Source organism: Thalassococcus profundi, assembly GCF_003344785.1.
GTDB classification, from domain to species: Bacteria; Pseudomonadota; Alphaproteobacteria; order Rhodobacterales; family Rhodobacteraceae; genus Puniceibacterium; species Puniceibacterium profundi.
This window is the reverse complement of the sequence record NZ_QPMK01000003.1, coordinates 401,575-415,392: the sequence shown is the minus strand read 5'-3', so window position 1 is coordinate 415,392 and position 13,818 is coordinate 401,575. Positions and strand designations below refer to the sequence as shown.

Here is a 13,818-nt window from a genome sequence, read left to right as displayed (position 1 = left end):
AACATTGCGGAACGACGTTGCGTTAACCCCGAATATCTTAACGAATTCAACGGGGGACATGATGGACGAACTTGCTCGGAAACTGGGTCTGAGGACCGATCCCGCGATTTTCTTTACATCGGCCGCTCTGACACTGGTGTTCGTGCTGGCGCTGGTCATCGCCCCCGGCCCCATCGGCGACGCCTTTGCGGCGGGCCGTGCCTGGATCGTCACCAATCTGGGCTGGTTCTTCATCCTTGGCGTCAACGTCTGGTTGGGTTTCCTGCTTTGGGTCGCGATGTCGCGGCACGGGCACATCCGGCTGGGCCGCAAGGGATCGCGGCCCGAGTATTCGAACCTCAGCTGGTTCACCATGCTTTTTGCCGGCGGCATCGGCACGGTGTTGATGTTCTGGGGCGTGGCCGAGCCGATCTCGCATTTCTCCACCCCGCCCCTGCCCGGCATCGAACCCTACAGCGAAGAGGCGGCCAAGGACGCCATCTCCATCGCGATCTACCATCTGGGCCTGCACACCTGGACGATCTTCACCCTGCCGGGTCTGGCCTTCGCCTATTTCATCAACCGCTACGAACTGCCGGTGCGGGTGTCGTCGGTCTTCTACCCGCTGCTGCGCGAGCGCATCCACGGCCCCATCGGCAAGACCATCGACGTGGCCGCCGTGCTTGGCACCCTCTTCGGCGTCGCGGTGTCGCTGGGCCTCGGGTCCAGCCAGATCGCCGCCGGCCTGAACGAGCTCTTCGGCACCGGCGACGGCGCCTTCGTGCAGGTCTGCATCCTCGCAGTTCTGACCGGCGTCGCGGTCACCTCGATCGTCGTCGGGCTCGACAAGGGCGTGAAGCTCTTGTCGAACCTCAACATCGGCATGGCGGTGGCGCTGATGATCTTCGTGCTGATCTGCGGGTCCACCCTGTTCCTGCTGCGCGGCATCGTGGAGACCTTCGGGCTCTATTTCGAGAACCTGCCGCGGCTGGCCTTCTGGAACGACATGCTGGCCAACAACAACCCCGGCAACGACGACTGGGGCTGGCAGGGATCCTGGACGGTGTTCTACTGGGCCTGGACGGTGACTTGGTCGCCCTTCATCGGGCTTTTCGTGGCGCGCATCTCGCGCGGGCGCACGATCCGGGAATTCGTCTTCGGCGTTCTGATGGCCCCGTCGCTCTTCACGCTGATCTGGTTCGCGATCTTCGGCTGGCAGGCGATGGAGTTCGACGGTCTCGGCGCCGCCGCGCGCGAGGCGATGGGCGACCAGGCCGGGGCGATCAGCGACGCGGTGGCCGAAAGCGTGCCGCTGGCCATGTTCGCCTTTTTCGAGCAACTTCCCTGGACCACCTTCATCCAGGGCTTTGCCGTGGTGATCGTGGCGATCTTCTTCGCCACCTCGTCGGATTCGGCGTCACTGGTGGTCGACATGCTCTGCACCGGCAACGCCACCCCCGGACCGGTGCATCAGCGCGTGTTCTGGGGCGCGGCCGAAGGGCTGGTGGCGGCGATGCTGATCATTCTTGCCGGCGAGGCTGGCCTGACGGCTCTGCAACAGGTCATCACCGTGGTCGGCCTGCCGATCTTCGTGCTGGTCAGCATGATGATCCCGTCGCTGATCATCGGCCTCGCGAACGAGGATATCGACCATATCAGCATCGGCACGCGGCCCGATCTGGACTGCTTCGAACCCGACAGGTCCGAAGAGGGCAGCGCGTCCTAGGCGCTCGCGTCTAGACCGTCTCGAAAGTGCGCTTCTGCTGCTCGGACCAGCGCACGGTGAGCGCGAAGCCGTCTTCGGTTTCGCGCTCTTCCTCGACCAGCCCGCGCTCGAAGAGCCAGGCCCGGCGGTGGCCCTGATCGAAGGGCAGCACCAGCGTCTCGACCGTGGTCTCCGTCTCAAGCCGCTGCTTCACCGTCTCCAGAAACTGCGGCAGCCCCTCGCCCGTGAGGGCGGAGAGCGCAAGGATGTCCGGCTCGCGCTCGGCCCGGGTGCGGGCGGCATCGCGGGCCTGCGGCTCAAGAAGGTCGACCTTGTTCCAGACCTCGATCTGCGGCGTGTCCTCGGACACTTTCAGCGACTTGAGGATGCCGCGCACGTCCTCGGCCTGTTCCTCGGTGTTATCGTGGCTGATGTCGCGCACATGCACGATCAGGTCCGCCGCCAGCACCTCTTCGAGCGTGGCGCGGAAGGCGGCGACCAGTTCCGTGGGCAGGTCGCTGATGAACCCCACCGTGTCCGACAGGATCACGTCGAGCCCGTTGGCCAGCTTCACCGCCCGCATCGTCGGATCGAGCGTGGCGAAGAGCATGTCCTTGGCCATCACCTCGGCCCCGGTGAGCCGGTTGAACAGCGTCGATTTCCCGGCGTTGGTATAGCCCACCAGCGCGACGATCGGATACGGCACCTTGGCGCGCGCCTTGCGATGCAGCTCGCGGGTCTTCACGACCTTGTCGAGCTGCCGGCGCAAACGCACCAGCTGTTCGTCGATGGCGCGGCGGTCCGCCTCGATCTGCGTCTCGCCGGGACCGCCGACGAAACCAAGCCCGCCCCGCTGCCGTTCCAGGTGGGTCCAGGCCCGCACCAGCCGTGTGCGCTGGTAGGACAGTGCCGCCATTTCGACCTGCAGCACACCTTCGCGGGTGGCGGCGCGATCCGAGAAGATCTCCAGGATCAGACCGGTGCGGTCCAGCAGCTTGACCCCCCATTGCTTTTCGAGGTTGCGCTGCTGTACCGGCGACACCGGCCCATCGACCAGCACCAGCTCGACCTCTGCCGCTGCGATCCGCGCCTTGAGCTCTTCGATCTTGCCGGTGCCGAACAGATGCCCGGCATGGGGCTTGGGCAGCGGCACGATTTCGGATCCGACCACTTCGAGATCGGGCAAGGCCGCGGCCAGGGCCACGGCTTCGTCCAGCGCGGGCCCCGCCACACGGCGGTCGCGGTCGGATTTGATGTCGGGGTGAAGAACCCAGGCCCGGGTCACACCGCGGTCATGTTCTTTCAATTGTTGTCTTCGCCGTCATACAGGTTGATCGGCTGGGCCGGCATGATGGTCGAAATCGCATGCTTGTAGACAAGCTGCGACTGACCGTCGCGGCGCAGCAGCACGCAGAAATTGTCGAACCAGGTGATCACGCCTTGCAATTTCACGCCGTTTATCAGGAAAACGGTCACCGGAACCTTGGTTTTCCGGACGTGGTTGAGGAACGCGTCCTGAAGGTTTTGTCTGTCCGAAGCCATTGAAATTGCCTTTTTTCTTGCGCACGCCCGGATCGGCGCGGTGGATCATCGCCAAGTATGGGGTGCGGATTCGGGAACTTCCAGTGCAAAAAGCCCGAAAATGTCCGGCTGCGGCAATGGCGCGTCAGTCGCGCCACATATCCGGGTTCAGCATCACGAAAAGCGCCAGCATCTCGACCCGCCCCAGCACCATGGCAAGGCCCAGGAACGCCTTGATCCCCGCGCCCATCTGCGACACCGCGATCGGGGCCTCGGCGGCGACGGCGATCAGCGGCCCGGTGTTCGTGAGCGCGGCGATGGCCAGCACGAAGGACGGCTCGAACGCCACGCCAAGCGCCGCCAGCCCCAGCGCCACCGCCGCGAGGGTCAACGCGAAAAGCATGAAGAACACCCAGGCGATAAAGGCGCCCTCCTTGCGGATGCGGCGGCTCATGATGCTGGAGCGGCCGACCGAGGACGGATACACCAGCTTCTCGATCTCGCGCAAACCGTTGAGATAGAGCGCGAAGACCCGCAGCAGCTTGACCCCGCCGGCGGTGGTCGCCACGCCGCCGCCGATCAGCGCCAGGCCCAGCAGGATCAACCCCGGCGTGCTCAGCCCCGACCAGTTCTGCGCGGTGGACCAGTCGGCGCTGATGAACCCGGTGGTGGTCAGGAACGACAGCGTGGTGAACATGGCCCCCCAGTAGGCGCGGATACCGGCGATCAGGTTTTCCTCGTCGCCCACGTCGAAGGACGCCAGCCAGTGCCGCAGGAACAGCACCGTGGGGACCGTCACGACGATCACCAGGCCCATGCGGAATTCCGGATCGTCCCGCAGGCCGCTGCGGCTCGAATTGCCGGTGTCGCCGGAAAAGGTCAGCCGCGACAGGGCGAAGAACATGAAAAGAAAGAGGATGACCTCTCCGGCAATGCCGCTGGTGGCGAATTGCGCGCCCCCCACCGGCGAAATGCCCGAGGTGGCCATCACCGACATCGCGTGGCAAAGCGCCACCAGCGGCGAATCTCCCAGCACCTGCAGCAGGATCCACATTGCCAGCGTCAGCCCCGCATAGACCGGCAGCAGCGCATGCAGGCTGCGCGACAGCCGCCGCGCCGGATCGGCGATCGCCCGACGTCCCCGGTCCGCAGGCGCGGTCTGTCCCGGCTCGCCCAGGGCGGTGACCTCGAACCCGCCCAGGGTCAGCGGCGCGAGGATCGCCGCCGCCGCAACCCACATCAGCAGCCCGCCCAGCCAGCCCACCTGCGCGCGCCAGAGGTGCTCCGTGGCCGACAGCCGCGACGGCTCGAAAAGCGTGGCCCCGGTGGTGGTGAAGGACGACACCATCTCGAAATAGGCATTGACGAAGGTCGTGGTGCGCACCGCCTCGTAGAACGGCACCGCCATGATCGCCGGCAGCACCAGGAATGCGGCCAGCAATGCCAGAAGCTGCCGCAGGGCGCTCTGGTTGTGCACCCGCGTCGCCTGCGCCACGGCGATCATCACACACAGCACCAGCCCGACAAGGCCCGCGTAGAAGAAACTGCGCGCATCGTGGAAATCCTCGCCCGCCAGCGCCACCGCGGCCGGCAGGATCATCGACGCGCAGGTGATGATGGTCAGCACCAGGAACAGCGGCAGGGCAAGCAGGCGCTGCATGGCTCAGAAGAAGTCGATCGAGACTTGCAGCAGACGTTCGACCTCGGCCACGTCCTTGCTCAGCGCGAAGATGACGATCAGGTCGCCCTCGTCGATCACCAACGCCCCGGTGGGCTTGACCACCTTGTCGCCCTTCAGCACCGCCCCCACCAGCACGCCTTCGGGAAAGTCGATCTCGCGGATGCGGCTGCCGGCGATGGGCGAGGTCGACAGCACCTCGGCCTCGATCACCTCGGCCTCGGCATCGCCGATGGAATAGACCTGCCGCACGCGGCCATGGCGGATGTGGCGCAGGATCGAGCTCACCGTCGTGGCGCGCGGGTTGATGTAGGCGTCGATGCCCAGCGGCTCCATCAGCGGCACCAGCGTCGGATCGTTGATGAGCGCGATGGCCATCGGGCAGCCCGCGGCCTTGGCGCGCACCGCCGCCAGCATGTTGGTCTTGTCGTCGTCCGTGACGCAGAGCACCGCATCGGCGCGTTCGATATTGGCCTCGGCCAGCAGGCTCGCATCCAGCCCGTCGCCATGCAGCACGATGGTCCGTTCCAGCGCCTCTGCCGCGCGTTCGGCGCATTTGCGGTTCTTTTCGATCATCTTGACCCGCACCCGCTCGGCCCGCGTCTCGAGGTTCTCGGCCACCGCCAGCCCGACGTTGCCGCCGCCCACCAGCACCACCCGCTCCTGCTTGCGCAGCGACTTGCCGAAGATCTCCATGGTCCGGCGGATGTCGTCTGCATGCACGATGACGTAGCAGGAATCCCCGACGAAAAGCTGGTCGCCCGATTCAGGCGCAAAGAGCGTGCCCTCGCGCCGGACGCCCACCACCACCGACCGCAGGGTCGAGAAAAGGTCGGTCAGCTGCCGCAGCGGCGTGTTCACCACCGGGCATTCGGCTTCGATGGTCAGGCCCAGAAGCTGCGCCTTGCCGTCGAAGAAGATCTCGGTGTCGAAGGCCGCGGGCGCCGCCAGGCGCTGCAGTGCCGCCTCCGCCACCTCCTTCTCGGGGCTGATCACCACGTCGATGGGCATGTGATCGCGGCGGTAGAGATCCGAATAGATCGCCGTCAGGTAGCTTTGCGAGCGCAGCCGCGCGATCTTGCGCGGGATCGAGAACACCGAATGCGCCACCTGGCAGGTGACCATGTTGACCTCGTCCGAATAGGTCGCGGCGATGATCATGTCCGCATCGCGCGCACCCGCACGGTCGAGGATGTCCGGGTAAGAGGCAAATCCCGAGATGCCCTGCACATCCAGCGAGTCGGTGGCCCGGCGCACGAGGTCGGGGTTGTTGTCGACCACCGTCACGTCGTTGCGCTCGCCCGACAGATGGCGGGCGATCTGCCAGCCCACCTGGCCCGCCCCGCAGATGATGACCTTCATGCCGTTCCAGCTCCGCGCCGCACCTGTCCAGAGGTCTGAATGACAGAGTGCCGCAAAGGGGTCAATCCACCGCCCGACCGGTCTCTGTTCCGGAGCCACCCCTCGCACGGGACGGACCGGACCGGAAGCGGACGCCGCGACAAGGGAAATCGCCGAGGGGCCCCGCGGCACGCGGGGAGACGGCTATTTCGCTTGGCGCGGGGGCCGGTTGCGGTCAGGCAGGTCCGGGCGCGGGGTGGGTGCGGAACAGAGGCTCTGTTCTGGTGAATCCGGAGCCGGACCCATGCTGCCCGGTGTCCGCGAGGACGCCCGCCAGGGCGGAGGAGCGGCGCTCAGCCCGCCTCTTCGACCTCGTCCTCGAGCTGCGCGATACGCGCCCCGCCCTTGGCCGAGGTCACCACCCCCAGCGACTTCAGCTTGCGGTGCAGCGCCGACCGCTCCATGCCCACGAAGGACGCGGTGCGGCTGATGTTGCCGCCGAAGCGGTTGATCTGCGTCAGCAGGTATTCGCGCTCGAACGCCTCGCGCGCCTCGCGCAGCGGCAGCGTCGCCAGCGTCCCCGACAGCACCACCCGTCCCTCCTCGGCACTCGCCGGGCCGCTGTCCTGCGGCAGTTCGCGGGCCTCGATCTCGCCGGAGCCGTCGCCGAGGATCAGCACACGTTCCACGAGGTTCTTGAGCTGCCGCACGTTGCCCGGCCAGACCATGGTCTGCATCAGCGCCACCGCGTCGTCGCTCAGCGCGCGCATCGGCAAGCCTTGGGTCTTGTTGCACTGGGCGATGAAATACCGCGCCAGCAGCGGGATGTCCTCGCGCCGCTCCTCGAGGCTCGGCACCGCGATCGGCACCACGTTCAGCCGGTGGTAGAGTTCCTGCCGGAAGCGCCCGGTCTCGATCTCCACCGCGAGGTCGCGATTGGTGGACGAGATCACCCGAAGGTCGACCCGTACCTTGTCGGCGCCGCCAACCCGGGTGAACTGCTGGTCGACCAGCACCCGCAGGATCTTGGACTGGGTGCCGGACGGCATGTCCGCCACCTCGTCGAAATAGATCACCCCGCCGTGGGCCTGCTCGAGCAGGCCCGGCTCCACCCCGCGGTCGGGCGTCTCGCGGCCGAAAAGCACCTCTTCCATGGTTTCGGGCGCCACGCCGGCGCAGTTCACGGTGACGAAGGGCGCCGAGGCGCGGCCGGAATGGGCGTGGATATAGCGCGCCGCCACTTCCTTGCCGGACCCCGCGGGTCCCGACAGCATCACCCGTCCGTTCGATTTTGTCACCTTGTCGAGTTGTCCCACCAGGGTGCGGAACGCCGCACTTTCGCCGACCATCTCGGCGGCGGTGGCATCCTTGCGCTTGAGCTTCTGGTTCTCGCGGCGCAGGCGACTGGTTTCCATGGCGCGGCGGATCACCACCAGCAGCTGGTCGATATTGAACGGCTTCTCGATGAAGTCGTAGGCGCCCTGCTTGATCGCCGCCACGGCGATCTCGATATTGCCATGGCCCGAGATGATCACCACCGGGATGTCAGGATTGTCGCGCTTGACGGTCTTGAGGATGTCGATCCCGTCCATCTTGCTGTCCTTGAGCCAGATATCCAGGATCATCAGCGCCGGCGGCTCGGTATTGACCTCGGCCATCGCCTCGTTGGAATTGCCGGCCAGCCGCGTGGCAAAACCTTCATCCTCCAGGATATCGCCAATCAGCTCGCGGATGTCGCGTTCGTCATCGACAATCAGAATATCGCCCATGGGTCGTCACCTCTTTTATACCGTTTCTTGTTGCAATGCGGCGGGCAACGGGCTGCCCCCCGGCGCCAGCGGCAGGCGGATGACCGCCATCGCCCCGGCATGGGTCGCGCCGTCGAAAACCGGCGCATCTTCAAGCGCAAGGCTGCCGCCGTGCTCTTCGATGATCTTCTTGACGATCGGCAGGCCCAGGCCGGTGCCCTTGTCGCGGGTGGTCACGTAGGGCTCGAACAGCCGCGCGCGGTCCTCGGGCAGGCCGATGCCGTTGTCCATGATCCGGATTTCGGCCCGGCCCTGGTCGTCGGTGCCGCAAGTGATGCGGATCTCCGGCACATAGCCCTCCTCCGCGCCGCTCTCGCGCAAGGTCTCGGTCGCCTCTCCGGCGTTCTTGATGAGATTGGTCAGCGCCTGGCTGATCATCGTCGCATCGAGTTCCGCCGCCATCGGGCTGTCCGGCAAGTCCGCGACAAAGCGCACGTCTGGCTGGCCGCTTTCCTGCAGGAACACCGCCCCGCGCAGCAGGGCGACCAGGTCTTCGGGCTTGCGTTCGGGTTCCGGCATCCGCGCGAATTTCGAGAACTCGTCGACGATCCGGCGCAGGTCGGTGGTCTGGCGCACGATCACGTCGGTCATCTGGTCAAGGCTGTCTGCGGACACCGCATCCAGTTGGCGGCGGAACTTGCGCTTGATCCGCTCGGCGGACAGCTGGATCGGCGTCAGCGGGTTCTTGATCTCGTGGGCGATGCGGCGGGCCACGTCGCCCCAGGCCGCCATGCGTTGCGCGCTCACCAGGTCGGTCACGTCGTCGAAGGCCGCCACGTAGCCTTCGAGGCTGCCGTCGTTGCGGCGGCGGGTGGCGACGCGCACCAGCAGGTTTTCCAGGCGCCCCTCGCGGCTGACCTTGACCTCTTCCTGCACCGTCTCGCCGGGAATGTCGCGCAGGCGGTCGAAGACCGGGCCGAATTCCGGCACCGCCACATGGATCGGCACCGACTGACGGCTGTCCTCGTCTTCCCAGGCCAGCAATTTCTCGGCGGAGCGGTTGACGAAGGTGATCTTACCCTCGGGATCGAGCCCCACGACCCCCGAGGTGACCGAGCTCAACACAGAATCGAAGAGCCGCTGGCGCCGTTCGATCTGGCGGGTGTTGTCCAGAAGCTTTTGCCGCTGCGCCTTGAGCTGCCGGGTCATCTGATTGAAATACCGGCCCAGAAGGGCGATCTCGTCATCACCTTCGTCCTCGACCACCTGAACGTCCAGATCGCCCGCACCCACCTGCTGCGCCGCGCCCGTCAGACGCCCCACCGGGCGGCTCAGCCGTTCGGCGAACCACAGGCCCAGCCAGGTGGCGGCAAGGATCAGCAGCACCGCGAAGCCAAGATAAAGCAGCGCGAAGTCGAACAGCCGCCGGCCCCGTTCGCTTTCCTGTTGCTGGTAGAAACGCGCGGTTTCCTGCGTGTCGTCCAGCAGGTTGAGGATGCCGCCGTCGACCTCTCGGCTGACGTAAAGATAGCGGTCGACGAAGGCGTCGAGCGGCAGCAGCGCGCGGAATTCGTTGTTGTCCCAGTCCTCGATGATCGCGACGCCGTCGTCGGAGGCCTCGGCGATCTCTGCGGGGGTCGGTTGCTCGTAGTCGAAGAGGTACGACCGTTCGCCCCGTGCGCGGATTTCTCCGGTGCCGTCGATGACGAAGGCTTCGCGCAGCCCGCGCTGAATCTGCGCCTGCCCCTGGCTCAGGATCTGGCGCAATTCGCCGTCGTTCATGATGAAGGTCGCGCGGCGGTTGATGTCGAGGTAATTGCCAAGCGCGCGGGCATCCTGAATCAGGTCCTCGCGGTGCTCCTGCTCATAGGCCTCTGCCGCCGACAGCGACGCGCCCACCACGTTGCGCACGCGTTCCGAAAACCACGTCTCGAGCCCGATGTTGATGGTGAGCACCGCGAAGACGGCGACGGTGATCGTCGGCAGCAGCGCCATCAGGGCAAAAACGCCGGTCAGACGCAGGTGCAGCCGCGATCCGGCGGACTTGGCGCGCCGGGCGGCGATCATCTTGGCCACCCGCTGCAAGACCAGCGCCGCCAGAAGCAGGACGTAGACAAGGTCGGCGAGCAGCACCAGCCGCAGCCCGGTCTGGGCGCCCCGACCCTGGTCGAGCGGGCCGAGCACGGCAAAGGTCGCGCCCGCCAGCAGCGGCCCCAGCAGAACCAGGCCGAGGGTCATCGCGTTCTGAACGCGCCGCTGGCGCCGCAAGCGGACCAACCGCGACCAATTCAACGTCCGTGCCCAAGTGGCCACAGCCCAACCTCGCACCAATGCGCTGCTACCCGCAGCGAACCGCCATATCTTGTGGTCTCTTCGCCGCCGACAGCAGCGCGGCCACAGTTATGTGGCTCTTTTACATCAATTTGCGGCGGCGTGTCACGCGGATATCGAGGTCGGTGATCTTCTTCCGCAGCGTATTGCGGTTGATTCCCAGCAAATCGGCACATTTCGCCTGATTGCCGCCCGTCGCTTCGAGCGCGATCTCGATCAGTGGCGCCTCCACCTCGCGCAGGATGCGGGTATAGAGCCCCGGCGGCGGCAGCATGTTGCCGTGCAGGTCGAAGTAGCGCCGCAGGTGACGGGCCACCGAGGTCCCCAGCTTCTCGCCCTCGCCGCCGCGCAGGATCGGGCCGGTGTCGGGCTGGTTGCCCAGCACCGCCTCGACCTCGGTGCGGGTGATCTCCTCGGCGCGGCTGGTCAGGCTCAGCCGGCGCACGGCGTTTTCCAGCTGGCGCACGTTGCCGGGCCAGGAATACTGCCGGAAAAGCTCTGCCGCGTCCGTCGAAAGCCACCGCTTCGGCGCGCCCTCGCGTTCGGCGCGCAGCAGGAAATGGTCGGTCAGAAGCGCGATATCCTCGACCCGTTCACGCAGGGACGGCACGTTGATGGTCGCGCCCGACAGGCGGTAATACAGGTCCTGGCGCACCCGGCCCTCTTCCATCGCCTGGCTCAGATCGCCCTGACTGGTGGCCATGAAACGCGGCACGTGTTCGCCCGGCACATCCATCATCCGCACGATCCGCGCCTGCACCTCATCGTCGAAATCGGTGATCTCGTCGATCAGCAGCGTGCCGCCCTTGACCCGCGCGAGGATGCGCGCCGGACCTTCGAGTTCCGACAGGTCGGCGGCGGTGGCGGTGACGAAGGGCAGCGTGCGGCGGTCGGAAAAGTCGTGGATCGCTCGCGCGATCAGCGACTTGCCGGTGCCGCTCTCGCCGCAGATCAGCACCGGCAGATCGGTGTTCATCACCCGCGCCACCAGCCGGTAGAGCGCCTGCATCGCGGCGGTCTTGCCCACCAGCGGCAGTTCGTCCGGGCCGTCGGCGCTGTGCGTCGGTTCCTCGCGCCGCGGTGCGCGGTTGCGGTTCTCGAGCGCCCGCGCCGTGCGCTTCATCAGGTCCGGCAGGTCGAAGGGCTTGGGCAGGTAGTCGTAGGCCTCGGCCTCGGCGGCCTGGATCGCCGTCATGATCGTGTTCTGCGCCGAGATCACGATCACCGGCAGGCCGGGCCGGTCCTGGGCGATTTTCGGCAGCATTTCCAATCCGTTGCCGTCGGGCATGACCACGTCCGAGATCACCACGTCGCCCTTGCCCTCGCCGACCCAGCGCATCAGCGTGGTAAGAGAGCTGGTGGCGTGCACCTTGCACCCCGCCCGGGTCAGGGCCTGGGTCAAAACCGTGCGGATCGTGCGGTCGTCATCCGCAACCAGAACCGTGCCATCCATCAGCGTTTCTCCTTTTTGTCGCGGGGGGCCATGGGCAGCGAGATGCGGAACACGGTGCGCCCCGGCACCGAGTCCACCGAGATCCAGCCGTCATGGTCGGAAATGATCTTGCTCACCAGCGCCAGGCCCAGGCCGGTGCCGTTCTCGCGGCCCGACACGAAGGGGTCGAAGATGTCGCCCTTGATGTTCTCGGGCAGGCCCGGACCGTCGTCGATCACCTCTATCTGCAACGGCAGCGACACGCCCGACCCGTCGGCCCGCCGCAGGCGGAAGCTGTGTTCATAGAAGGAATGCAGGCGGATCTTGCCGGGCTGGCCCTGGGTCGCCTCGGACGCGTTCTTGAGCAGGTTCAGCACCACCTGCAGCAACTGGTCCGGGTCGCCATGGGCCAGCGGCAGCGAGGGGTCGTAATCCTCGATGATCTTCATATGTGCGCCGAAGCCCAGCAGCGCCGAGCGCCGCGCGCGGTCGAGCACGTCATGCACGTTGACCGGACGCCGTTCCGGCGCGCTGAGGTTGCCGAACTGTTCGACCTGCTCGAGCAGCTTCACGATGCGGCGCGTCTCTTCGACGATGAGGTCGGTGAGCTCCAGGTCGCTCTGGCTCAGGTTCATGCTCAGAAGCTGCGCCGCCCCGGCGATGCCGGCGAGCGGGTTCTTGATCTCGTGCGCCAGCATCTCGGCCATGCCGATGGCCGACTTGGCGGCAGACTTCACCGAATGGCTCTGGGTCATGCGGCCGGCGAGTTCCCGCGGCGAGATCAGCAGGATCATCCAGCCAGGCCGCCCCTGCACCGGGGCGATCTGCAGGTTGCACACCAGCGGCGGGCGACTGCCCGGGCCGACATCGACATCGTTGACGAACAGCGGCGTGCCGTTCTCTCGCGCCCTCTCGAGGCTCTGCTCCAGCGGCGCGTCCACCGTCAGCCGGTCCCAGATCGGCTGGCCCAAGAGCCACTTGGCCGAGTTGTTCATGAAGCCTTCGGCGGCGGGGTTCATGTCGGCGATGCACTGGTCGGCATCCAGCAGGATCGCCGGAACCGGCAGAGACGACCAAAGGCTGGCGTCGAATTCGGCATTCATGCCGCCGCCCTCCGGCTGTCCATCAGCGCCTCGGGCAGCCGCTCCAGCACCTCTTCGGGCGTCCGCGCGGTCAGGATGGCCCGGCGAAGCGCGGCGTCGGTGCCGGCATCATCCATGTACCAACCCAGATGCTTGCGCGCGACCTTGGCGCCAAGCGTCGTGCCGTAGAAGCCCAGCATCGCCTCATAGTGCCCGGCCACCATATCGACCAGCGCCCTGCCCTGCGGCACCTTCGGCGCGGGCGCCCCGTAGAGCGCATGCGCCACCTGGGCCAGCAGCCAGGGCCGCCCCTGCGCGCCCCGCCCGATCATCACGCCGTCGGCGCCACTGGCAGCGAGCGCCCGGCGCGCGGTCGCCGTATCGGTGATGTCGCCGTTGGCGATCACCGGAATCGTGACCGCGTCCTTCACCGCCCGGATCGCCGCCCAGTCGGCGCGGCCCTTGTAGAACTGGCAGCGGGTGCGGCCATGGATCACGATCATGCGGATGCCGGCCGCTTCGGCGCGGCGCGCAAGCTCGGGCGCGTTGAGGCAGGCATCGTCCCAGCCCAGCCGGGTCTTGAGCGTCACCGGCACGTCGACCGCGCCCACCACCGCTTCGATCAGCCGCAGCGCATGGTCGAGGTCGCGCAACAGCGCCGATCCCGAATAGCCGCCCACGACCTTTTTGGCCGGGCAACCCATGTTGATGTCGATAAGCCGCGCGCCATTGGCCTCGACCATGCGCGCCGCCTCGGCCAGCCAGTAGGGATCGCGTCCCACCAGCTGCACCGCGGTGTTGGCCTGCCCGAACCCCAGTTCGGCCTTTTCGCGCACCCCGGTCTTGCCCTGCACCATTTCCTGCGAGGCGACCATCTCGCTGACCACCCGGCCCGCGCCGAAGCGCGACACGAGCGTGCGGAACGGCAGGTCGGTGATTCCCGCCAGCGGAGCCAGCAGAACCGGAGGTGTGAAGTCGATATCGGCGGGAGCCAAGTTCAA

The 13,818-nt window shown here is 66.6% G+C and carries 10 protein-coding genes; 1 reads left to right on the top strand and 9 read right to left on the bottom strand.

Going from position 1 to position 13,818, the window contains the following annotated elements; genetic code table 11:
* Positions 1 to 61: 61 nt before the first annotated feature.
* On the top strand, positions 62 to 1,705 hold the full coding sequence (locus tag DU478_RS06210; protein ID WP_114510068.1) for a BCCT family transporter: 1,644 nt from the start codon (positions 62 to 64) through the stop codon (positions 1,703 to 1,705).
* Positions 1,706 to 1,715: 10 nt separating this feature from the next.
* Here DU478_RS06210 and hflX read toward each other — a convergent pair whose 3' ends face one another.
* The 9 genes from hflX to dusB all read right to left on the bottom strand — a co-directional run bounded on the left by hflX (position 1,716) and on the right by dusB (position 13,818).
* Positions 1,716 to 2,990: a GTPase HflX gene (hflX, locus tag DU478_RS06205; protein ID WP_233501134.1), complete on the bottom strand. Its 1,275-nt coding sequence runs from the start codon at positions 2,988 to 2,990 to the stop codon at positions 1,716 to 1,718.
* The gene (gene hfq, locus DU478_RS06200; protein ID WP_114510067.1) at positions 2,987 to 3,226 is read right to left on the bottom strand and encodes an RNA chaperone Hfq; all 240 of its coding nucleotides are present in this window, start codon (positions 3,224 to 3,226) and stop codon (positions 2,987 to 2,989) included. Before hfq ends, hflX begins: the two co-directional genes overlap by 4 nt.
* 124 nt (positions 3,227 to 3,350) lie before the next feature.
* Entirely contained in the window at positions 3,351 to 4,865 is a 1,515-nt protein-coding gene (locus DU478_RS06195) for a potassium transporter TrkG (protein ID WP_114510066.1), read from the bottom strand.
* Positions 4,866 to 4,868: 3 nt separating this feature from the next.
* Positions 4,869 to 6,245, bottom strand: a complete 1,377-nt coding sequence (gene trkA / locus DU478_RS06190; protein WP_114510065.1) for a Trk system potassium transporter TrkA — start codon at positions 6,243 to 6,245, stop codon at positions 4,869 to 4,871.
* Between the two features lie 332 nt (positions 6,246 to 6,577).
* A complete protein-coding gene (ntrX, locus tag DU478_RS06185) occupies positions 6,578 to 7,993 on the bottom strand; it encodes a nitrogen assimilation response regulator NtrX (RefSeq protein WP_114510064.1) in 1,416 nt (471 codons plus the stop codon).
* A gap of 15 nt (positions 7,994 to 8,008) precedes the next feature.
* Positions 8,009 to 10,210: a sensor histidine kinase NtrY-like gene (locus tag DU478_RS06180; protein WP_114510240.1), complete on the bottom strand. Its 2,202-nt coding sequence runs from the start codon at positions 10,208 to 10,210 to the stop codon at positions 8,009 to 8,011.
* Positions 10,211 to 10,385: 175 nt separating this feature from the next.
* A complete protein-coding gene (locus DU478_RS06175; protein WP_114510063.1) occupies positions 10,386 to 11,756 on the bottom strand; it encodes a response regulator in 1,371 nt (456 codons plus the stop codon).
* Positions 11,756 to 12,838 (bottom strand): two-component system sensor histidine kinase NtrB, encoded by a 1,083-nt coding sequence (locus DU478_RS06170; protein WP_114510062.1) that lies wholly within the window; start codon positions 12,836 to 12,838, stop codon positions 11,756 to 11,758. Before DU478_RS06170 ends, DU478_RS06175 begins: the two co-directional genes overlap by 1 nt.
* Complete coding sequence (dusB, locus tag DU478_RS06165) at positions 12,835 to 13,818, bottom strand: tRNA dihydrouridine synthase DusB (RefSeq protein ID WP_233501133.1); 984 nt, start codon at positions 13,816 to 13,818, stop codon at positions 12,835 to 12,837. Before dusB ends, DU478_RS06170 begins: the two co-directional genes overlap by 4 nt.